Source organism: Corynebacterium sp. LK2590, assembly GCF_040946105.1.
Lineage (GTDB): Bacteria > Actinomycetota > Actinomycetes > Mycobacteriales > Mycobacteriaceae > Corynebacterium.
The window spans coordinates 86209-108043 of record NZ_JAYWMH010000006.1; the positions used below are offsets into that span (position 1 = coordinate 86209).

At 67.9% G+C, this 21835-nt stretch carries 18 protein-coding genes; 7 read left to right on the plus strand and 11 right to left on the minus strand.

Annotated features, from left to right (window positions below; all coding sequences use genetic code 11):
• Nucleotides 1-61: 61 nt before the first annotated feature.
• Nucleotides 62-1477, plus strand: coding sequence for a hypothetical protein (locus tag VVR85_RS08520; protein WP_368520489.1), 1416 nt, complete (start codon nt 62-64; stop codon nt 1475-1477).
• A 78-nt stretch (nt 1478-1555) separates the two neighbouring features.
• Here VVR85_RS08520 and VVR85_RS08525 read toward each other — a convergent pair whose 3' ends face one another.
• Entirely contained in the window at nt 1556-2587 is a 1032-nt protein-coding gene (locus VVR85_RS08525) for an aspartate-semialdehyde dehydrogenase (RefSeq protein ID WP_368520490.1), read from the minus strand.
• Nucleotides 2588-2650: 63 nt separating this feature from the next.
• Entirely contained in the window at nt 2651-3916 is a 1266-nt protein-coding gene (locus VVR85_RS08530; RefSeq protein WP_368520491.1) for an aspartate kinase, read from the minus strand.
• 189 nt (nt 3917-4105) lie between these two features.
• On the opposite strand from VVR85_RS08530, the gene VVR85_RS08535 reads away from it, so the two are divergent.
• Entirely contained in the window at nt 4106-4969 is an 864-nt protein-coding gene (locus VVR85_RS08535) for a DMT family transporter (RefSeq protein ID WP_368520492.1), read from the plus strand.
• Between the two features lie 21 nt (nt 4970-4990).
• On the opposite strand, the gene VVR85_RS08540 is transcribed toward VVR85_RS08535, so the two are convergent.
• Complete coding sequence (locus tag VVR85_RS08540) at nt 4991-6139, minus strand: mannosyltransferase family protein (RefSeq protein WP_368520493.1); 1149 nt, start codon at nt 6137-6139, stop codon at nt 4991-4993.
• A gap of 495 nt (nt 6140-6634) precedes the next feature.
• Here VVR85_RS08540 and leuA point away from each other — a divergent pair, with 495 nt between their 5' ends.
• From leuA to VVR85_RS08565, 5 genes are all read left to right on the plus strand, one after another.
• The gene (gene leuA, locus VVR85_RS08545) at nt 6635-8452 is read left to right on the plus strand and encodes a 2-isopropylmalate synthase (protein WP_368520494.1); all 1818 of its coding nucleotides are present in this window, start codon (nt 6635-6637) and stop codon (nt 8450-8452) included.
• Between the two features lie 281 nt (nt 8453-8733).
• Nucleotides 8734-10494, plus strand: a complete 1761-nt coding sequence (locus VVR85_RS08550; protein ID WP_368520495.1) for a hypothetical protein — start codon at nt 8734-8736, stop codon at nt 10492-10494.
• A 76-nt stretch (nt 10495-10570) separates the two neighbouring features.
• Complete coding sequence (locus tag VVR85_RS08555; protein ID WP_368520496.1) at nt 10571-12076, plus strand: DNA polymerase III subunit epsilon; 1506 nt, start codon at nt 10571-10573, stop codon at nt 12074-12076.
• A 57-nt stretch (nt 12077-12133) separates the two neighbouring features.
• Nucleotides 12134-13447: a MurT ligase domain-containing protein gene (locus VVR85_RS08560; RefSeq protein WP_368520497.1), complete on the plus strand. Its 1314-nt coding sequence runs from the start codon at nt 12134-12136 to the stop codon at nt 13445-13447.
• Nucleotides 13440-14195: a type 1 glutamine amidotransferase gene (locus VVR85_RS08565; protein WP_368520498.1), complete on the plus strand. Its 756-nt coding sequence runs from the start codon at nt 13440-13442 to the stop codon at nt 14193-14195. The genes VVR85_RS08560 and VVR85_RS08565 overlap by 8 nt, the downstream gene beginning before the upstream one ends.
• Here the strand turns inward: VVR85_RS08565 and recR are convergent.
• The 8 genes from recR to VVR85_RS08605 form a co-directional block, all read right to left on the minus strand.
• The gene (gene recR, locus VVR85_RS08570; RefSeq protein WP_290224279.1) at nt 14192-14848 is read right to left on the minus strand and encodes a recombination mediator RecR; all 657 of its coding nucleotides are present in this window, start codon (nt 14846-14848) and stop codon (nt 14192-14194) included. The genes VVR85_RS08565 and recR overlap by 4 nt on opposite strands.
• Nucleotides 14849-14975: 127 nt before the next feature.
• Nucleotides 14976-15323 (minus strand): YbaB/EbfC family nucleoid-associated protein, encoded by a 348-nt coding sequence (locus VVR85_RS08575; protein WP_368520499.1) that lies wholly within the window; start codon nt 15321-15323, stop codon nt 14976-14978.
• Nucleotides 15324-15421: 98 nt separating this feature from the next.
• On the minus strand, nt 15422-17968 hold the full coding sequence (locus VVR85_RS08580) for a DNA polymerase III subunit gamma and tau (protein ID WP_409338198.1): 2547 nt from the start codon (nt 17966-17968) through the stop codon (nt 15422-15424).
• 59 nt (nt 17969-18027) lie between these two features.
• The gene (locus VVR85_RS08585) at nt 18028-18471 is read right to left on the minus strand and encodes a suppressor of fused domain protein (RefSeq protein ID WP_368520501.1); all 444 of its coding nucleotides are present in this window, start codon (nt 18469-18471) and stop codon (nt 18028-18030) included.
• 142 nt (nt 18472-18613) lie between these two features.
• Entirely contained in the window at nt 18614-19885 is a 1272-nt protein-coding gene (locus VVR85_RS08590) for an aminotransferase class I/II-fold pyridoxal phosphate-dependent enzyme (protein ID WP_368520502.1), read from the minus strand.
• 92 nt (nt 19886-19977) lie between these two features.
• Nucleotides 19978-20700: a hypothetical protein gene (locus VVR85_RS08595; RefSeq protein ID WP_368520503.1), complete on the minus strand. Its 723-nt coding sequence runs from the start codon at nt 20698-20700 to the stop codon at nt 19978-19980.
• An 8-nt stretch (nt 20701-20708) separates the two neighbouring features.
• Nucleotides 20709-21467 carry an ATP-binding cassette domain-containing protein gene (locus tag VVR85_RS08600; protein ID WP_368520504.1) on the minus strand — a complete coding sequence of 253 codons (759 nt, stop codon included), beginning with the start codon at nt 21465-21467 and terminating at the stop codon, nt 20709-20711.
• The gene (locus VVR85_RS08605; protein WP_368520505.1) at nt 21464-21832 is read right to left on the minus strand and encodes a GntR family transcriptional regulator; all 369 of its coding nucleotides are present in this window, start codon (nt 21830-21832) and stop codon (nt 21464-21466) included. The genes VVR85_RS08600 and VVR85_RS08605 overlap by 4 nt, the downstream gene beginning before the upstream one ends.
• Between the last annotated feature and the right edge of the window lie 3 nt (nt 21833-21835).

Here is a 21835-nt window from a genome sequence, read left to right on the forward strand (position 1 = left end):
CGTTTTTAGGCCCACCTCGGGCTACGCTGCTTTTTGATAACAGATTTGGGGTTTAACTTCCATGTTTAAACGCGCCATAGCAATCTCGATGGCGTTCATCGGCGTCGTCGTCGGCGCCGGCTTCGCCTCCGGCCAGGAAGCCATGCAGTACTTCGTGGCATTCGGCGAATGGGGCCTAATCGGCATCGCCCTGGCCGCCGGCCTGATGATGATCACCGGCATCTCCATCCTGCAGCTGGGCTCCTACTTCCAAGCCTCGGAGCACACCGCCGTCTACGAAAAGGTCTCCGGGCCGATTACGTCCCGGATCCTCGACTGGTCCACGCTGGCCACGCTGTTTAGCATCGGCTTCGTGATGTTCGCCGGTGGCGGCTCGAACATCACCCAGCAGTTCCCGAGCATCCCCGTGTGGGTGGGCGGAACCGTCATGCTGGTTTTGGTGCTGCTGGTCGGCCTGCTCGACGTGGACCGCGTGACCACCGTCATCGGCACCATCACGCCGTTCATCGTCATCTTCATCGTCCTGGCCACCGGCTACACCATCCTCACCGTGGACGTGGACTTCAGCCAGATGCACGAGTGGACCACCAACAACGTGGATACCACCCTGCCGAACTGGTGGATTTCCGCACTGAACTACACCGGCCTGAACGTCATGTGCGCGGTGTCGATGTCCATCGTCATCGGCGGCAACTTCCTGGACAACCGCGCCGTCGGCTGGGGCGGCCTCATCGGCGGCATCATCTACCTGATCCTGCTGGCCCTGCTGGTCTTCTCCCTGTTCTTCGTCGCCCCGACCGTCAACGGCCAGGACATGCCGGTGCTGGAGCTCATCAACACCATCCACCCGACCCTGGGCTACGTCATGACCTTTGTCATCTACGGCATGGTCTTCAACACCGCGGTGGGCATGTTCTACGCGCTGGGCAAGCGCCTGACCCGCTCCAAGCCACAGCTGTTCTACCCAGTCTACTGCGTGGCCTGCCTCATCGGCTTCGTGCTGTCCTTCGTGGGCTTCCAGCAGCTGGTCAGCAATGTCTACCCGATCCTGGGCTACCTCGGCCTGCTGATGATCGTCGTGATGTCCTTTACCTGGATCCGCAGCCGCGGCAAGCTCATGGACGAGTCCGACCGCCGCATGCGCGCCCGCACCCTGGTGCAGCGCAAGCTGGACCCGCGCGAGCGCTTCACCAAGAAGAACGAGCGCGAGCTCGCCCGCCTGGCCGCGGCCTCCAACATGGCCACCGGCGAATTCGAGGACCTCGTCGCCGAGGAGATCTACGAAGAGCTCGAGGCGGACGAGGAGCTCGAGGACTTCGACCGCGAGGACCTGGATCCTTCCGTGACCTACGTCCAGCACACCAAGCCGGAGGTTCCGTCTGCTGACAACGACCTCGACTTCGACGGGCATAAGGACAATTCCAAGGGCCCCGGTTCCACGCCGCAGTCCGGCGCCTCCCCTGCCTCTCAGGACTAGCGCTAAGCCCCCGCCCGTCGGGAACAATTAAAGGCCCACCCTCGCGGGTGGGCCTTTTGCTATGGGCAGATGCCTGGTTTAGACCAGCAGCTCGGCGATCTGGATGGTGTTGAGCGCTGCGCCCTTGCGCAGGTTGTCGCCGGCAACGACCAGAACGAGGCCGCGGTTGTCGTCCACGGTCTGGTCCTGGCGCACGCGGCCGACCAGGCAGTCGTCGATGCCGGTGGCGGCCAGCGAGGTCGGCACGTCCACGACCTTCACGCCCGGGGCGTTCCCCAGCAGTTCCAGGGCCCTATCCGGGGTGATGGACTTGTCGAACTCGGCGTGGATGGTCATGGTGTGGCCGGTAAAGACCGGGATGCGCACGCAGGTGCCGGCGACCTTCAGATCCGGCAGGCCCAGGATCTTGCGGGACTCGTTGCGCAGCTTCTGCTCCTCGTCGGTCTCCAGGGAGCCGTCATCGACCAGGTTGCCGGCCATCGGCAGCGCGTTGAACGCGATCGGGGCGACGTAGGGGCCGGTGTCCTCGCCGTCCAGGCGGGAGCCGTCGTGGACCAGGTCCACGTTGTGCTCGCCGACCTGGTAGACCTGCGCGGCGAGGGTCTCCACGCCGGCCAGGCCGGAGCCGGAGACGGCCTGGTAGGAGGACACGTGCAGCTGGCGCAGGCCGGCGGCATCGCTGAGCGGCTTGAGCACCGGCATGGCTGCCATGGTGGTGCAGTTCGGGTTCGCGATGATGCCCTTGGGCAGATCCTTGGCCTCGCCCGGATTGACCTCCGCCACGATGAGCGGCACGTCCGGGTCCTTACGGAAGGCCGAGGAGTTGTCCACGACCATGGCGCCGGCGGCAGCGAAGACGGGCGCCCACTGGCGGGAGGTGTCCCCGCCGGCGGAAAACAGCGCGATGTCCACGTCCGCGACGGACTCCTCGGTGACCTCGGCCAGGTCCTCGACCGTCACCTGCTGGCCGGCGAATTCCAGCTCCGTGCCGGCGGACCGGGAGGAAGCAAAGAAGCGGATCTTGTCCAGCGGGAACTTGCGCTCCTCCAGGATCTGCCGCATCACGCGGCCGACTTGTCCGGTTGCCCCTACTACCGCCACGGTGGTCATGATTGTAAAACTCCTTGTCTCGTACGTGCCGTACTTGTGTGGTTGGTGCTGTGACTGCGCGCTTTAGCGTCCGGTTCCAGCGTAAACCGTGGCGGTTTCCTCGCCACCCAGCTGGAACTTCTCGTGCAGCGCCCGGGCCGCCTTGTCCAGGTCGGCCTCGCGGGTCAGCACGGAGATGCGGATCTCCGAGGTGGAGATGAGCTCCATGTTGACGCCGACGTCGCGCAGGGCCTCGGTGAAATCAGCGGTCACGCCCGGGTGCGACTTCATGCCGGCGCCCACCAGGGAGACCTTGCCGACCTGGTCGTCGTAGAGCACGTTGGACCAGTCGCCCTCGCCGCGCAGCTTGGACAGCAGCTCCATGGCGCGCGGGCCGTCGGCGCGCGGGCAGGTGAAGGTGATGTCCGTGCGGCCGTCGTCCAGGGAGGAGACGTTCTGCAGGACCATGTCGATGTTGATCTCGGCATCCGCGATGGCGCGGAAGACCTTGGCCGCCTCGCCCGGGCGGTCAGGGATGCCCAGGACGGTCACCTTGGCCTCGGACTTGTCAGTGGCGACACCGGTCAGTACTGCTTCTTCCATGGGAATATCCTCCATCGACCCGACGATCAGGGTGCCGGGGTCATTGCTATAAGACGAGCGAACTCTTAACGGAACATTAAAGGCGCGGGCGTATTCAACGCTGCGCAGCACCAAGATCTTGGAACCGACCGCGGCCAGCTCCAGCATCTCTTCGAAAGACAGCTTCTCCAGCTTCTGGGCGTTCGGCACGATGCGCGGATCGGCGGTGTAGATGCCGTCGACGTCGGAGTAAATCTCGCACACGTCGGCGTTCAGGGCCGCGGCCAGCGCCACGGCGGTCGTATCCGAACCGCCCCGGCCCAGGGTGGTCACGTCGCGCGACTCCTTGTTCACGCCCTGGAAACCCGCCACGATGCAAATCTTGCCCTTGTCGAGGGCCTCCGTGATGCGCCCCGGGGTCACGTCCACGATCCGGGCGTTGCCGTGCCGCTCCGTGGTCAGGACGCCGGCCTGGGAGCCGGTGAAGGACTGCGCGTGCGCGCCCAGGGATTCCACGGCCATCGCGACCAGCGAATTGGAGATGCGCTCACCGGCGGTCAGCAGCATATCCATCTCGCGGCGCGGGGGAACGGGGTTGACCTGGGCTGCCAAGTCCAACAGCTCGTCCGTGGTATCACCCATGGCGGAGCACACGACCACCACGTCGTTGCCGGCCTTCTTGGTGGCGACGATCCGCTCGGCAACCGCGCGGATGCGCTCGGCCGATTCCAGGGAAGAGCCACCGTATTTTTGAACGACTAAGGCCACCTGCTGTTGCCACCTTTCGCGAATACTAGTCTGCTTGAATACCTGTCAATCAGTAGTCAAGTGCTCATGTTACCCCGCGCGATTCACGGAGCCAGCATTTACATGCACCCCTTTCATGGTAGAGCTTTTTGCGCGACATCGGTGCCCCAATGGGCACAGAATTCCGTAGCATTCACTACGGTTGGGTAGGTGTTAAGCAGTCTCCTCGCCATCTTCTTCGCCTTGGCCTCGGCCCTCACCGTGGCCTGGGGGACAGTGGTACGGCACCGGATTGCCCTCGATGCCCCCTCCTCGGTCATGCGCACCGCCATGACCCAGCCGTTGTGGTGGGTGGGCACCTTCGCCGCGCTGGCGGCCTACGGGCTGCAGGTCGTCGCCTTGGGCTTCGGCACCCTGCTCATCGTCCAGCCCATCCTGGTCATGTCCCTGATGTTCACACTGCCCTTGGCGGCCTGGTATTCCCGCCGCCGCATGAGCGGGCAGGAGATCGGCTGGTCCCTGGTGCTGACCGTCGCGGTGGGCACGCTCATCATCCTGGGACGCCCCAGCGCCGGCAAACCACAGCCGGCCGTCTCCGACTGGGCGCCGGCGCTGCTAGTGGGCATCACCGTCATGGCGGTGCTGGCCTTTATCGGCTGGCGCCACCGCAGCCAGCGCGCCCTGATGCTCGGCACGATCTGCGGCGGCATCTACGGGTACGTGGCGGTGCTGTCCAAGGCGGTCGTCGATATCTTCGCCCACTCCGGCGTAGGCGAGCTCCTGACCAGCTGGGAGTTCTACGCGCTTATCGCCACCGCCGCCACCGGCACGGTGGTCCAGCAGTATTCCTTCCACGCCGGCCCGCTCAAGCAGTCGCTGCCCGCGATGACCATCGTCGAGCCCATGGTCGCCTTCCTGCTGGGCTATGCCATCCTCGGCGAGAAATTCCAGATCACCTCCGCCGCCGGCTGGGCGGTGATGGGCGTGGCGCTGGCCCTCATGATCGCAGCCACCATCGTGCTCTCCCAGCAGTCCGTCGGCAGCGGCGAGAAATCACGCAGCGAACCGCGCTAGCCGCCGAACCGCGCTAGCCGCCTAGATGGCCCACTCGAACACGGCCAGCATATAGGCCGAGAACCAGGCGCCGAATAGCACCCATAGGGCCACCAGCAGCCCCATGGCCCAGCCGGGCAGGCGGCGGAAGCCGGCAACCAGCAGCGGCAGCATCACGATGACCGCCGGCAGCAGCAGCCGCGGGCGCGAGTGCATGATGCCGTCGGAGGCCAAGACGTTGACCATCAGCGCCGCGCTAAACCACCACGGCGCCAGCCCCATCCGGCGCCACGCCAGGACCAGGCACAGCGGGGCGGCCAGCATCACGGCGGTAGTCAGCAGGAAGCCGGCGTTGTCCGCGCTGGTCAGGCTCGTGCCCACCCAACGCAGGCTAGCGAGCCCGCCGTCGAAGCCGGAGTTCCAGTGCTTTTGCTGGGTCCCGAAGTACCCGCCCACCGCGGTGAGGTGGGAATTCGCCCAGGCCAGGTAGGCCACCAGCGGGACCGTGGAGACCACCAGCCCCGCCCACGCGGACCACTGCCGGAGGCCGTAGACCAGCACGGCCAGGGCGAATGCGGCGAGCATATCCACCGCGGTCAGGCGCACCAGGCCCAGGCAGAAAACCAGCGCCGCCGCGGACCACCAGCGCCTGTCCCACAGCGCCACCAGGGCCCAGATGGCCAGCGCCCCGAAGAGCGCCTCGGTATAGGGCATGGCAAGGACGATGGCCATCGGCGCGCCGGTCACCACCGCCGCCGCGGCCAGGCGGTAGCCCCGCCCCGGCGCGGCCCCGCAGTACAAGGCCACCCGGTTGGCCAAGGCCATGGACCCGGCGGCCAGCACGACGGTCAGCGCGATGTTGAGCACCACCGCCAGGGTGGAATAGTGCACCCCGGTCAGCGCGTGCCCGGCGCGCAACAGGAAGGGGAAGCCGGGGAAAAACGCCAGGGTCTTCTCATAGGCCGGGCCGTCGTCGGCTATCTGGGCCTCGAAGTAGCCGTGAGCGGCGATCTGCGTGTAGTACTCGGCATCCCACTTGTTGAGCAGGTCCCCGAGGCACTGGCCGTTAGCCGCCCCCATGCCCGCGAGTACCCCCAGGCGCAGGGCCGAACCGCCCAGGCCGACGGCCGCGGCCCCCGCCCAGTCGCGGCGGTGCAGCCGGGGCGCGTCGGTACTCTTGGTTTCTTCCACGTCTGAAAATGGTAGCGGCCCGCCGCGCGCACGGGAAGCCGCAGCACACCTCGCGCACGGCTGGGGTTTTCCTCCCCGCGGCGTCGCCACAGCGCAGAATTTCCCATCTAATGAAATAAAAGAATATTTAGTTGCCACCCCGTGGAATGGCATGTAGTCTGTGCCACATGACTTCGCGGCAAATGCTACTACTTATCAGCCGCGGCGGGATTTAGCCCCAGCCCGGTTTGCCCGACGGTTTGGATGCAGGCACTGCATCCCCCGACCGGCAGATTGCGGTCAGCGCCCCGCCGCGGTGACCTCGCCGCGCCCGTGCCGGCTTATCCCCTACGCTGACCGCCCCGCATTTCGCCGGAGGGCTCACCCAATCACCACCACTTGGTTTTGACGCCACGCGCGCATTCCGCGCCAACTATCGCACAGTCTCCGCCGCCCGTTAAGGCAGACCAGCTAATAGCAACGACCACGAAGACCACGCAGAAAAGGAACGACACCATGAGCCCGAACGACGCATTCATCTCCGCCCCGCGCGAAATCACCACCCCGGCCGGCCCCCGCCGGGAAGGCCAGCCGGCCTGGAATAAGCAGCGCAATTCCTCCATGCCGGTAAGCCGCTACCAGCCGTTTGCCACCGAGGTAGAAGACATCCGCTTGCCGGACCGCACCTGGCCGGACAAGACCATCACGCACGCGCCGCAGTGGTGCGCGGTGGATTTGCGCGACGGCAACCAGGCGCTCATCGACCCGATGAGCCCCGAGCGCAAGCACCGCATGTTCGACCTGTTGGTCAAGATGGGCTACAAGGAGATCGAGGTCGGCTTCCCCTCAGCCTCCCAGACGGACTTCGACTTCGTCCGCGAAATCATCGAGCAGAACAAGATCCCGGAGGACGTCACCATCCAGGTGCTGGTCCAGGCGCGTGAGCACCTGATCCGCCGCACCTTCGAGGCCTGCGCCGGCGCCAAGAACGTCATCGTGCACTTCTACAACTCGACCTCGAAGCTGCAGCGCCGCGTGGTCTTCCGCAAGGACAAGCCGGCTATCAAGAAGCTGGCCACCGACGCCGCGCAGCTGATCCGCGACATCGCGCAGGACTACCCGGACACCAACTGGCGCTGGGAGTACTCGCCGGAGTCCTTCACCGGCACCGAGCTGGAGTTTGCGGTCGAGGTCTGCGACGCGGTCGTGGACATCATGGATCCGAGCCCCGGGGACCCGATGATCATCAACCTGCCGTCGACGGTGGAGATGATTTCGCCCAACGTGTACGCGGATTCCATCGAGTGGATGCACCGCAACTTCGCCCGGCGCGCCGACATCATCATGTCCCTGCACCCGCACAACGACCGCGGCGAGGGCATCGCCGCCGCGGAGCTGGGCTACCTGGCCGGCGCCGACCGCATCGAGGGCTGCCTGTTCGGCAACGGCGAGCGCACCGGCAACGTGGACCTGATCACGCTGGGCCTGAACATGCTGACCCAGGGCGTCGATCCCCAGATTGATTTCACGGATCTGCCGGCCATCCGCGAGACCGTGGAGTACTGCAACCAGCTGCGCGTCCCGGAGCGCCACCCCTACGGCGGCGAGTTGGTCTTCACCGCGTTTTCCGGCTCCCACCAGGACGCCATCAACAAGGGCCTGGACGCCATGGCGGACCAGGTCGTGCCGGGCGCCAACAACACGGAAGTCTCCTGGGATCAGCTGCGGGAGACCACCTGGGAGGTGCCCTACCTGCCCATCGACCCGAAGGACGTGGGCCGCGACTACCAGGCGGTCATCCGCGTCAACTCCCAGTCCGGCAAGGGCGGGGTTGCCTACATCATGAAGACCGACCACGGCATCAACATGCCGCGGGCCATGCAGAGTGAGTTCTCCGCCGTGGTCCAGGCGGTCACGGACGCCGAGGGCGGCGAGATTAACTCCAAGAACATGTGGGATATCTTCGCCCGGGAATACCTGGATCGCACCGCCCCGCTGGAGCAGGTCCACGTCTCCATCGACAACGCGGAGGCCGCCGGCGGCGCCACGCAGTTGAGCGCCGAGGTCGTCTACAACGGCGAGACCTCCACCGTTAATGGCTCCGGTAACGGCCCCATCGCGGCTTATGCCAACGCCCTGGAAAACCTGGGACTGGAGTTCGAGGTCATCGAGTACTCGCAGCGCTCCCGCAGCGCCGGCGACGACGCGGAGGCCGCCTGCTACATCGCCGCCGACGTCAACGGCACCAAGGTCTGGGGCGTGGGGATCGCCGGTTCCACGACCACCGCATCCCTGCGCGCCATCGACTCCGCGGTCAACCGCGCGCTGGCCTAGCGCTTTCCCGCGCCCGCCCCGGCTGGGTTCTCCCCCAGCCCGGGGCGGGCCCGCGCGATTTGGTCCACCCCCTAAACTAGCTCCCGAGTCTGGGCCCCTAGCCCACCATTTCCCTGCGTATCCCCGTAACGCGCCCGGCGGCCCGCGGGTTGGCATTAGCAGTTGCAGACTTAAAGCTACTTAGATAATACTTAGGTACTGCATACTTCGTGCCCGCGTGCCCAAGCGCACACGGTCGCACGCGTGGTCATTGTCCTCAGGTTTCTAAGTCAGGAGGTGGAATGGACTCTACCTACGCGGTCCCTTTCCGGGGCTTCGGGACAACCCGCAAGCTGCCCGTACAGGGAGTATCCCCGGAGGTCTTTACCGACCTATTGTCTTCCCGCAGCGATCGCTTAGTGGACTGTACCTTAAGCGCCCGCGCGGCCGGCACGGGCTTCGACGTGCTGGTGGATGACCTAGTCATCGGCCAGTTGGCGCCCGAGTTCGCCAACGCCTATTCCGAGCTCGCCTGGGTTCTGGAGGCAGGCCTGTCACCCCTGGTGACCGCCGAGGTTCGCCTGACCGACGACTGGCCGGAGTTCTCCCTGCTGTTGCCGCGGCCGGGCCTATGCGTGCCCGTCAACAACCCGCCGGCGACCCCGTGGGCCATGCTCCCGGGCAGCGACTGCGGCGAGGGGCTCGTCCTGCGCGATTTCGAATCCGGGCTGCCGCACCTGCCGGAAGGCGACCAGCATGTCCTCGTCACGCTCACGGCCGAGCGGCACCTGACCCGCTACCGCGTCCACGCCATCATCGACGACCACGTCGTGGGGGAATTCTCCGGATCGCAGGCGCAGCACCTGGCCCGCACCGTGGTGCACCTGAACCACTCCGGCCGCACCGACGCCCGCTCCAGCCATGGGGCCACCGTGGTGCTGGCCTCGACCTCCGCCGCGGCACTGACCGCCCTCGCCACCGCCCGGGCGAAGGCCTCCACCGCGCAGGCCTCTTTCTTCACCGGCGCTTACGGGTCCTCCGGCGCGGCGGGCCTCGGGACGGCCGGCGCTACCGCCGCCTCGGGCACCGCTGCCACCACCGCATCTACCGCATCCACCGCCACCGCAATCGGGGCGGGCAGCGCCACCGGGTTGAGTACCTCTGCCCTGGCCGTCGCCTCGAGCGTGCTAGTAGCCGTGGGCGGATTCGCCGTCACCTCCGCGAACTGGAACAAGGCGGAAGACCCGGACTATTCCGGTGGGCGCACCATCGCCGCCTCCTCCCCGCGCCAGCCTGCTGCCCCGACGCGCGCACACCGTCCCGGCTCCCCCGCTCCCAGCGCAGCCCCCGCCGGCGCGGATGGCAGCCGCCCCGCCCAGTCCGCGGCGCCGGCTGAGCCGGAGCCTGACCACACCAGCGTCCTACAGCCGGTTCTTGTGCAACTGGGCCTGTCTGAGCCGCTCCTGCCCGATCCGGGCCTGGCCCTAGCCGCTCCGCTGCTCCCCGCGCTGGCGGCCCCGGCCGCGGCCCCGGCGGACTTCCTCGATCCCCAGGTGATAATCCCCGTCACCGCGGGAAGCGGCCAGGGGACGTCCCCCACCCCGGATCCCGCGTACGGCTCCACCCCCGCTACCGGCACTACCCCCACCAGCGGTACCGCGCCCCGGAGCACCCGTAGCACCGGCACCCGCGACAGGAGCGCCGCGCGAACCACGCTCACCACGGGGACCGCGGCCACTACCCCGGGTTTTACGGGGCGCTCGCGCTCGGTAGAGCCCACGGATGACTCGACGGGGCCGACGGTCCCGCTGGGGCCGACAGATCCCACGTCGACTTCCAGTTCTTCCGGCACCACCCCGACCCCGGCAGCAACAACGACGCCAACGACGCCGACGACTGCTGCGCCGACTACGGCGCCCACCACGCCGACCGGGGAGCCGACGCCGGATAGGTCGGAGTGGACCGCGGAGGCTACCGCGACTATCCACGTGACGTTTAGCGCGGAACGCTCCACCGAACCGGCAGAGCCCACGGCTGCGGAGACTGCGGAGCCCACCCCTTAAACGGCGGGGCGCCGGTCTTGGCACTAGGGGCCCTGCTAATCGTCCCAGCGGAAAACGGTGAACTAGACTAGCCTCAATGAGTACTTCACCTGCGCGCCCGAACAACGGTTCCGGGTCTGAGTCCGCGACCTCGGCTGGGTCGACTCCGCCCAAGCCGCACGACCCGCGCGCCCAGCTTCCGGAGGACGCCGCGGCGGAACAGGCCGCCCCCGCCGCGGCGGACTTCCCCTTCGTCGCCCTGACCGTGCAGACCACCGGCATCCACCCGTCCACGGCCCGGCTCGTGGCCCTGGACGCGGTGACCTTCAACGCCGCCGGGGAAGTTGGCCAGGATTTCCACGCCGTCCTCAACCCCGGCAGCGATCCCGGCCCTAGGCACCTGCACGGGCTCAGCCACGAGGAGGTCTCCGCCGGCCAGAACTTCTCCCGGATCCTCAAACCCCTGGACCGTCTCCTGGACGGGCGCACCCTGGTCGTGCACGACACCCCCTTCGCGTGGGGATTCGTGGTCTCCGAGGCCCGGCGCGCCATGACGGCCGCGGCCCGGCAGAACCGGAGTCGCAACCGCAACCGCGGCAACAACCGCCGCCGGCAGAAGGTCGGCCACGTGCCGGCCCCGGAGCTGATCATCGACACACTGGCCTCCGCGCGGCGCCAGGGCGCCCAGCTCGAGGACATCCGGCTGGCCACCACCGCCCGCCACTGCGGGGTGCTGACCCCGAGCGCGGTCGCCACCACGGAGCGGGCCAACGTCCCGGAATCGCAGACCTCTCGCGAGGCCACCGAGCTCCTCGTGGCCCTCTACCTCGCCCAGGCCGAGCGCGGGCCGCTGGCTGCCACCACCCCGGACGAGGTGCGCGGCGATAAATTCGGCCTGCAGCGCTCCCACCTGCGTGTGGACGCGGAGGAGGCCCCGCGCATCCACCAGAACCCCGGCCCCTACCGGCCCGGGCACGAGCTGGAGCCGGGTATGGAGATCGTCGTGGCCCCGGAGATCACGGCGGACCCGGACGAGATCATCGCCGCCATTACCCGGCACGAGCTCAACTACTCGGAAAAGCTCAGCCGGGAGACCTCCCTGGTGGTCTGCAACGTCACCACCGACCTGGTGGGCAAGCCCATGCACGCCCACCGCAAGGGCATCCCGCTGATGTCGGACCGGGCCTTCCTCGAGGCCGTCGAGCGCATCACTCCCGCCAGCGAGCAGGCCGGCGCGGATAACGCCGCGGCACAAGAGGCCGAGGGAAACAACACCACCGGCGCCAACCGGGGCGCGCGCAGCTCCCGCGGCGGCCGGGCCGAGGACAACGGCTCGCGTCGCTCGCGCCGCAGCCGGCGGCGGCGCCGGCGCAGCAGCCGCGGCGGGGCGAACCGCTCCGGGTCCAACAACTCCAGCGCCCAGTCGGGTTCCGCGCCGGAGCATGCGGCGGGGGCGAAAACCGACTCGCCGTCGCCGGGTAATGGCGAAGGCGCAGGGCAGGGCGGCTCCCGCGGCTCCCGGCGCAAGCGCGGCGGGCGGCGGCGCGGTGGGCGCGGCAACCGCGGCGGGCAGCGCAACAGCAAACCGCAGGCAAATTCTTAAAAGCCCACCCGCGTGCACAATCGCGCCCGGGCCCACCGGCGGACTAACCTGTAGCCTATGAGTTTTAACCTACGCAGAACGCTCAGGAAGGTGCGGACGTCCGTCGCCACCTCGGCCGCGAACCTGGCCACCACGGCTTCCCGCGCCACCGGGCGCGGCGCCGGCGGGATGATCGGCGGCCTGGTGGCCAACGCCATCGACCCGAGCATCATGTCCTCCCTGGGCGGCGGCCGCCCGGCCGTCCTGGTCACCGGCACCAACGGCAAGTCCACCACCACCCGGATGCTGGCCGCGGCCCTGCGTACGCGCCACACCGTGGCCACCAACGACGGCGGCGACAACATGGACGCCGGCATCATCTCCGCCCTGCTGGCGGGCAAGGAGGCCTCCCACCTGGTCCTCGAGGTCGATGAGCTGCACGTGCCGCACGTGGCCGACAACCTGAACCCGCAGGCGCTGGTGCTGCTGAACCTCTCGCGCGATCAGCTCGACCGCGTGGGCGAGATCAACAAGATCGAGCGCGCCCTGCGCTCCTGCGTGGAGGCCCACCCGGACATGCTGGTCATCGCCAACTGCGACGACGTGCTGATGACCTCGGTGGCCTACGACGCCCCGAATGTCATCTGGGTGGCGGCCGGCGCCGGCTGGCTGGGCGACTCCGTGACCTGCCCGCGCACCGGCGGCCACGTGGTCCGCGAACCGGAGGACTGGTACGCGGTCAAGAAGCTGCCCGACGGGCGTGAATTCCGCCGCCCGCAGCCGGAGTGGACGGTCAGCGAAGAGGGCATCATAAGCCCCGCGGGCACCTTCCCGCTGAACCTGGCGCTTCCCGGGCGCGCCAATCGCGGTAACGCGGCCCAGGCCGTCGCCGCCGCCGCGGAGGCCTTCGGCATTGCTACCGACGCCGCCGTCACCGCCGTGGAAAGCATCGACGACGTGGCCGGGCGCTATTCCACCATCACCCGCGGCGAGCACGAGATCCGCCTGCTGCTGGCCAAGAACCCGGCCGGCTGGCAGGAAGCGCTGTCCATGGTGGACCGCAGCGCCGAGGGGCTGGTGATTGCCACCAACGGCCAGGTGGCCGACGGCGTGGACATGTCCTGGCTGTGGGACGTGCGCTTCGAGGACTTCGAAGGCATTTCCGTCAAGGCCGCCGGCGAGCGCGGCACCGACCTGGCGGTGCGCTTGGTCTACGCGGACATTACCCACGAGCTCATCCCGGATCCGGTCCAGGCCATCGACGCCTGCCCGCCGGGCCGCGTGGAGGTCCTGGCCAACTACACCGCCTTCCGCGATCTGAAAAAGGCCTTAGAGCGCGACGCCGCTGCGCAGCACGACAACTCGGAGAATAAGGAGAACCGCCATGCCTAATACCCTGTCCATCGGCCTGATTCTTCCCGATGTCTTGGGCACCTACGGCGACGACGGCAACGCCCTGGTGCTGCGCCAGCGCGCCCGGCTGCGCGGCTTCGACGCCGAGATCGTGCCCATCAAGCTGGGCGAGGCGGTCCCGGAACAGCTGGACATCTACACCCTCGGCGGCGGCGAGGACTCGGCCCAGATCCTGGCCGCGGAGCACCTCATCTCCGACGGCGGCCTGATCCGCGCCGCCCACGCCGGGCGCCCCATCTTCGCCATCTGCGCGGGCCTGCAGGTCTTAGGCGAGTCCTTCCGCGCCTCCGGGCGCGTGGTCGACGGCGTCGGCCTGCTGGACGCGACCACCTCTCCCCTGCAGGAACGCGCCATCGGTGAGGTCCAGTCCACCCCCTGGGCGGCCGGCTACACCAGCGAGCTGACCGAGCCGCTGACCGGCTTCGAAAACCACCTGGGCGCGACCATCCTGGGCCCGTCGGCCCAGCCCCTGGGTATCGTCAAGCGCGGCACCGGCAACAGCGATGCCGCCGCCACCGCCGATCTGCCCGACGCCAAGCAGCAGCGCGTCGGCGAGGGCGCGGTCCAGGACAGCGTCATCGCCACCTATATGCACGGCCCGGCCCTGGCCCGCAACCCGCAGCTGGCCGATCTGCTGCTGGCCCGCGCCACCGGCCAGCGGCTCCAGGACCTGGCTCCGCTGGACCTGCCGGCGGTCCAGCAGCTGCGGGCGGAGCGCCTGGCCTAGACCGTCAGACGGCCCGACAGGGCGCGCGAGAGCGTCAGCTCGTCCACGAATTCCAGGTCGCCGCCCAGCGGCATGCCGGAGGCCAGGCGGGTTATACGCAGGTCCGGGAAGTCCTTGAGCAGGCGCACCAGGTAGGAGGCGGTGGCCTCGCCCTCCGTGTTCGGGTCGGTGGCCAGGATGACTTCCTTGATCTCCGGCGTGGAGTCGTACTGCGGGTTCTCCTCCGTGGAGTCCGCGAGCTCCCGGTCGGGCAGCACGCCGCCGATGCGCTGCAGCAGCTGGGAGATGTTCAGGTCTTTCGGGCCGATATTGGCCAACGGATCCAGCGCCCCGCCCAGCACGTGGTAGCGCCCCTCGTATTCGCCGGTGCGCTCGATGACCTGGATGTCCTTCGGCTCCTCCACCACGCAGATGGTGCTGCGGTCGCGCTGCGAGTTCACGCAGATGCGGCAGACCGATTCCCGGGAGATATTGCAGCAAATCCGGCAGAAGGTCACCCCGTCGCGCACGGCGGCCAGCGCGTTGCGCAGTCGCTCGATGTCCTCGGGTTCCATGTGCAGAATGTGAAACGCGATCCGCTGCGCGCTCTTCGGGCCCACGCCCGGCAGCCGGGAGAGCTCGTCGATGAGATCCTGCAAAGGTCCTTCAAACACCGGGCACCGACCTACTTTCTTTACTCCGGGAAAGGCAACGAGAACAAGAATAAGGCCGCAGCCTGCTTTTTCCCAAAAGCAAACCGCGGCCCGGTAAGACGGCTACGTCACGCAGCCGGGGGCAAGACTAACCCATCAGGTTGCCCATGTCGCCCGCGCCGCCGCCCATGCCCTGGGACAGCGGGCCGATCTTTTCCTGGGCCAGCTCGCCGGCCTTCTGGTGGGCGTCCTTGAAGGCGCCGATGACCAGGTCCTGCAGGGTCTCCACGTCCTCCGGGTCCACGACGGACTTGTCGATCTTCAGGTCCTTGAGCTCCGCGCCACCGGTCATGGTGCAGGTCACCAGGCCGTTGCCGGCGGTGCCTTCGACCTCAGAAGCCAGGATTTCTTCCTGGGCCTTCTGCAGTTCGGCCTGCACGCGGGCGGCCTGGGCGATCAGTTCATTCATGTCTGCGGGTTGATCCGGCTGGGTCATGGCTATGCCTTTCTCTCAAGAAATTTAGGGATAAATTCGCCAGTGCCCGAGTCTACCGCCAAAACTCGGGCGTTGAAGAGGCTGCGTGCCCCTGATCGCTACAAGCGACGCGCCCCCAGCTGATCGCTGAGCAGCTCCATCGCCACCTCCAAAGCACTGCGGTGGTCGCGCTCCCCGGTCTCCTGGGCCGCGGCCGCCATCATCTGCTCTTCCTCGTCCCGCAGCGCCGCCGCGTCCTGTGGGCCGGGCTGGCCTTGCGCCTGGCCCTGCTGCGGGGCCGCTGGCTGACCGGCCGGTTGTTGCGGCACGTAATCGTCTTCCGGCGGGACGCCGTAGCCTTCCTCCGGGCCCGGGTCCGGCGGCAGCGGCACCCCGTTGCTGAAGGTGTTGGCATCGCGCTTTTTCGCCTGCGCCGCTGCCTGCTGAATGCGGTCCTGCCAGCTCGGGCGCGCGTTAGCGGCATTCCCTCCGCCGGCGCCCGCACCTGCACCCGCACTGGGACCCTGCGCGGTGGGCGCGGCGGGCGGGGCCTGTTGGGGCTGCGGGGACGGTGCTGTCCCCGACTCTTCCGGCCCGCCTAAAGGCCGTGGGCTGCCCCAGCCAGAATTATCCGCGGGTTGCGGTTCGGGCGTGGGGGCAGCAGAGCTAGGCCTCTCGGACTCCTGATCGTCGCTGGATTCGCGCTGGTTTTTCTGCGGGTCCCAGGCCGGCTTGGCGCCCGGCTGGGCGTTGAAGCCCTGCTGGACGGGGTCGGTTCCGACCACGCACTCGATGCCGAGCTCGACCTGGTATTCCTCGCGCAGGACCCGCTGCAGGTCCCCTGCGTTTTCTGGGGCGTTCAAGCGCTGCGCCAGCGCCCCGGTGGTGTGCCCTAAGACCAGGGTGTTGTCCCGGATGCCCAGCACGCGCGCCTCGGTCAGCATGATCTCGGCGACCTTGTTGGTCGCGCCCACGCGCTCGCGCAACGTGGCCCACTGGTTCCGGATAGCCGCGGTCAGCTCCTCCGGGTCGGAAGCCTGCGCCTGCTCCGGTGCCGATTCCGCGGCCTGCCCAGACTGCTCGGCGTTATCCTCCTGCTCAGCGGGCTCCGCTTCCGGGCGCTCCGGCTGCTCGGTCGGCTGCGGCGCTTGCTCCGGCTCCGCGTCCGCGCCGTTCGTTACCGGCGCGGCGGCCGGGGCCTGTTCCTGTTGGGGCTGCTCATGCTGCGCGTCAGCCGCTGCGGTTTCCGCCGGTTGCTCACCCGGGTGCTCGGCAGGCACCGGCTTTTCGACGTGGACCGGTGCCGGTTCCTGTGCGGGTGTTGGTTCGGATCCGTGGTCCTGGTTGCCCTGGGCCTGAGAGCTTGGGGCCGGAGAGTTTTGGGCCTGGGTGCCGTGGGCTTGGGCGTCGCGGTTTTGAGCGTTGCCCTGCTGCTGGCGCTCCCGGCGGGCGGCTGCGATTCGAGCGGCGGTGGCCGCGGCGGCTGCCGCGCCCTCCTGGGCGGAGCCGGCGGGCCGGGACTGGGCCTGCTGTGGTTGCTGCTGCGGCTGGCCGGACTGGGCCGCCGGGTGGGGCTGGCCGCTGGTGGTCGGCGCCGCGGGGCCGACTGCCGGGCGGGCGGCGGAGACCAGGTGAGCGCAGAGGATCTCCAGCAGCAGGCGCGGCGAGGTCACCCCGCGCAGGCCGGCGATCTGCTCGCTGACGGTCTCGGCCAGAAAGACCAGGTGGTCGCCGCTGAAGCGCTGCGCCTGATCGGTTAGCACCTCGGCGCGGTCGGCGGGGGCATCGACCAGGCCAGCGGAGATGGCGTCCGGGACGGCTTGGAGCACCATGAGATCGCGCAGGCGATCCAGCAGATCGACGGCGAAACGGCGCGGCTCGTGGCCGGCCTCAATGACGTGGTCGACCAGCTGGAACAGGGCGGCCTTGTCGCCGCTGGCCAGGGCGGCGACGGCGTCGTCGATGAGCGTGATGTCCGTGACGCCCAGCAGCGGGCGGGCGAGCTCGTAGGTCAGGCCGTCCGGGCCGGCGCCGGCCAGCAGCTGGTCCAGGATGGAGAGGGTGTCACGCGGGGAGCCGCCGCCGGCCTGGATGACCATGGGGTAGACGGAGTCTTCGACCTGCACGCCCTCGGCGGCGACGGTGCGCTGCAGCAGCCCCTTCATCGCCGGCGGGGTCAGCAGCCGGAAGGGATAGTGGTGGGTACGCGAGCGGATGGTGCCGATGATCTTTTCCGGCTCCGTCGTCGCGAAGATGAAGATGACGTGCTCCGGCGGCTCCTCAACCACCTTGAGCAGGGCGTTCGCGCCCGAGGCGGAGATCATATGCGCCTCGTCGATGATGAAGATACGGTAGCGGGACTCCGCCGGGGCGTAGTAGGCGCGGTCGCGCAGCTCACGCATGTCCTCCACGCCGTTGTGGGAGGCGGCATCCAGCTCAGTGACGTCCAGGTTGCCCGGCCCACCCGGGGCCAGGGAGACGCAGGACTCGCAGACCCCGCACGGGGTGGAGGTGGGCCCTTCCACGCAGTTGAGCGAGCGCGCCATGATGCGCGCCGAGGAGGTCTTGCCGCAGCCCCGCGGCCCGGAAAACAGGTAGGCGTGGTTGATGCGCCCCGAGTCCAGGGCAGCCGACAACGGGGTGGTGACCTGTTCTTGGCCTACCACCTCGGAGAAACTTGCGGGACGATATTTCCGGTAAAGAGCCACGCCGTAAATCCTACCGCTTAGCCATCGGCCCGGGAGAAGTCGAGCAGGTCAATCCCGCCGTCGGCGACTGCCTGCTGGAAAGGCCCCACGCCTTCGTCGGCGGCGTAAGAGTATTCGGCGTCGGTGAGCACCAGCAGCTGGCAGATCAGCGTCAGGCGTTTGTCCTCTGCCACCTGCGGGGTCTGCCCGCCCCAGAGGTAGGGGGCGATGAGCAGCCCGTGCCGGGCCGTGACGGATTCGTCGCGCTCCAGGGCGCTGCCCGCGGCCATGTTCGGCAGTAGGACGCCGGGCTGGGCCGGGATGACCCCGGCCGCCGCCGCAATCTGATCCGCGGCAGCCTGCACCGCCGCCGCCACCGTGGCGGGGTTCGTCCGGCCCACGGCCAGCAGCTCACAGCGCACGTCGACGCCATCGTCGGCGCGCTGCAGGCCGGTATCAACCTGGCTAAAGCCCACGGTCACCGCCAGCGCCTGGCCGTCGCCGAGCTCGGCGGTTCCGATCCGCCAGCGGGTGCCGCCGTCAGCGGAAGAGACGTCGCGGAACTCCAGGGAGGCCGGGATTACTTGATCGAGCCAATACGCAATTTCCGTGTTGTTAATTGCGCTACGCCCCCAGCTTCTCGAGGGCGGCCAGAAGCACGCAGACGGCCACGCCGTCCATGGCGGCCTCGACCTCTTCCAGCGGCGGCATCGACAGCGCCAGGCGGATGTTGCGGTCGTTCGGGTCCTGGCCCAGCGGGAAGGAGGAACCGGCCGGGGTCAGCACAATGCCGGCCTCCTTGGCCAGCTCCCACACGCGGGTGGCGGTGCCGTCGATGACGTCCAGGGAGACGAAGTAGCCGCCGGTGGGCTTGGTCCACTGCGCGACCTCGTACTTGCCCAGGCGCTCGTCCAGGATGCGGAGCACGGCCTCGAACTTCGGGGCCAGCAGCGCGGCGTGGCGGCGCATGACCGCGCGCACGCCCTCGGCGGAGCCGAAGAACTCCGCGTGGGCGAGCTGGTTGACCTTGTTCGGGCCGATGCCGCGCTTGCCGGCGATCGACTTGAACCAGTCGAGATTCGCCTCGGAGGAAGCCACGAAGCCCACGCCGGAGCCGGCGAAGGTGATCTTGGAGGTCGAAGAGAAAACGAAGAAGCGGTTGGGGTTGCCCACCTCGCGGGACAGGCCCAGCACGTCGATGATCTCCGGGAATTCGTCGGTCAGCGTGTGGACCGCGTAGGCGTTGTCCCACATGATGCGGAAGTCCGGGGCGGCCGTGTCCATGGAGGCCAGCTCGCGCACGACCTCCTCGGTGAAGGTAACGCCCGAAGGATTGGAGAACATCGGCACGGCCCACATACCCTTGACCTGCGGGTCCTTGACCAGCTCGCGGATGGCCTCCACGTCCGGGCCATCTTCCAGCATGGGCACGGTGACCATCTCAAAGCCGAAGCGCTCCGTGATGCCGTGGTGGCGGTCGTAGCCCGGCACCGGGCAAATCCACTTGATCGTTTCTTCCTGGCTCCACGGGCGCTCCGAGTCATTGGTGCCGAAGGTGTAGGCCCAGGAGATGACGTCGAACTCGAAGTTCAGGGAGGAAGAGTCCCCGGCCATCAACAGGTCCGGGTTGATGCCCAGCAGCTTGCCCCACAGCTGGCGGATATCGACGATGCCCTGCAGGTTGCCGTAGTTGCGCACATCCGCGCCGGTGGCGTCGGTGTAGTTGTTGCGGCCCGGCAGCTCCAGCAGGTCCTCGGACAGCGCCAGCTGCTCCTTGGAGGGCTTGCCCCTAGTCAGATCCAGTTTCAGGCCCTTGGCCTTCAAATCTTCGTAATCGGCACGAATCTGAGTTGCTAGTTCGGCGCGCTCTGCCGCGCCCAAATCTAGAAGAGACATAGGAGCTAGTCTGCCTACCTTCCGGTATCCGAGGAGAGATCAGTGATTGCTTATTGGCCCCCTAGCATAGCGCCGCCTACGTGATTTAGCACTCAGCTGCGGGCGAGTTTAACCCTATCCGCACTACCCGCCCAGCGTGTGCGGGACCGCTGGATACTCACACCGGCCGCCACTACCCCCACCACGGCTACCGGGATACAAAAGAGGAATACCCCCGGCAGCGGCGCGGGCACGGAAATGCCCAGCACCTGGTCGATGAACCACGCGACGGCGATGGCAGCCGCGATACCGGCGAAGACCACCACCCACTGCGCGCGGGCCGAGCGGCGGGCGCGCACCGCGCCCAGCCCCACCCCGACGAGCGCGGCGGCTAGGAAGACGGTGAAGACCACCAAGAGAGTCAGGACCACCTCGCGCCCGCCTACCCCGGCGTCGGGGACGATATAGGGCTGCCCATTGGTATCGAGCCATTCCACCGGGCCGGAGGTGACGATGAAGCTGTCGTAGCCGGAGTAATACGGCGAGTCATCCTGCATGACAAACATCGCCACACCAAGCACGCCCGCGGCCACCGCGGCTGCGACTACCGCGCACACGACCGCGGAACCCAACCAGCGGCCGGGTGCGACCTGGTAGTCAAGCAGGTGGGCCGAGTCCGCCGCGGCGAGGGTGAAAATCACGGTCGTGGCCACGACGGCCAGGATGGTCCACGACCCGCCGTCCATAAAGAGGAAGCGGCCGCCGGCGGCCAGCCCCAGGGCCACCGCCATGCACCCGATGATCAGCCACGGTTGGCTGGCGATAAATACTGGCATTTTCATTGTTATTCCTCCCCTTGTTTCTGCACCAGCGCACCCGCTACCGCTACGTCCAGCAGCTCACTGGCTTCGAGATACGTCACGTCTACGCCGCGGGACTGGGCAAAATCCCGGCCTGAGGCCGAAAGACCGGAACCCAGCACCGCCCGACGGTGCCCACCCAGCGCCTTGTCGGATAGGACCGGCGCGTTACCGATGACCTCCGCAATCGCCTCGGCCGGCCCGCTCAGCACGGGGTGGGTCTCACGCAGTTCATCCATGGCCACAGGCTCCTGGGCGCGGAAATCGCGCATGACCACCACCGCATCAACCAGGCCCGCCAGGTCCTGCGAGTGCTGGGAACTCACCCATACTTCGGCGGTTTCTGCGGCTTGCCGTAGCCGCTCCCGCACCTGGTTGCGGTGTGGGGCGTCCAAGCCGTTGAAGGGTTCGTCCAGCAGCAACACCGGTTTGCCGGCGGCCACTACGCTGCCGACGATGACCAGCTGGCGCTGGCCCACGCTCAGCTTTGCCAGCGGCGTGGTCGGGTCGAAGCCCAGCGTTTTCTCCGCTTCGCTCACGTCCAGCCCCTGCCAACCGCGCTGCACAACGCGAAAATGGTCTCGGGGCGTGGCACCGAAGAAGTGAATATCGGCGCTGGCTTGGCCGAAGGCCACATCGGGCTCCGTGCTGCGCCGGCGGAAAAACGTGGTCTTGCCGGAGCCGTTCGGCCCGATCAGCCCCACGATGGGCCGCGGGCTCCCCGTATCTTGCGTGCTAGTCATGGCCTTAACTCCTTAGCGATCATCTGGGCGATATCGTCTTCCCCCAAGCCCAGGGCATTGGCCTCCGCCACGAGCGGGCGGACAAAGTCTTGGGCGAACGCCTTCTTCCGTTGGTCCCTGATGCGCTCGCGCGCCCCGGGCATGACAAACATCCCTCGTCCTCTCTGGCTCTCCACGAGCCCGGCTTGCGCCAGCGCCGTGAGCGCCTTCGATGCCGTCGTCGGCGTGACCTCATGAAAATTTGCTAGTTCGTGCGTCGACGGTGTCCTGTCGCCTTCGGGCAGCTGCCCGGACAAGATCATGCCGCGCAGCTCCTCCGCTATCTGCTGATAGATAGGGCGGGGATCCTTAGCCGTTATAGCCATCCC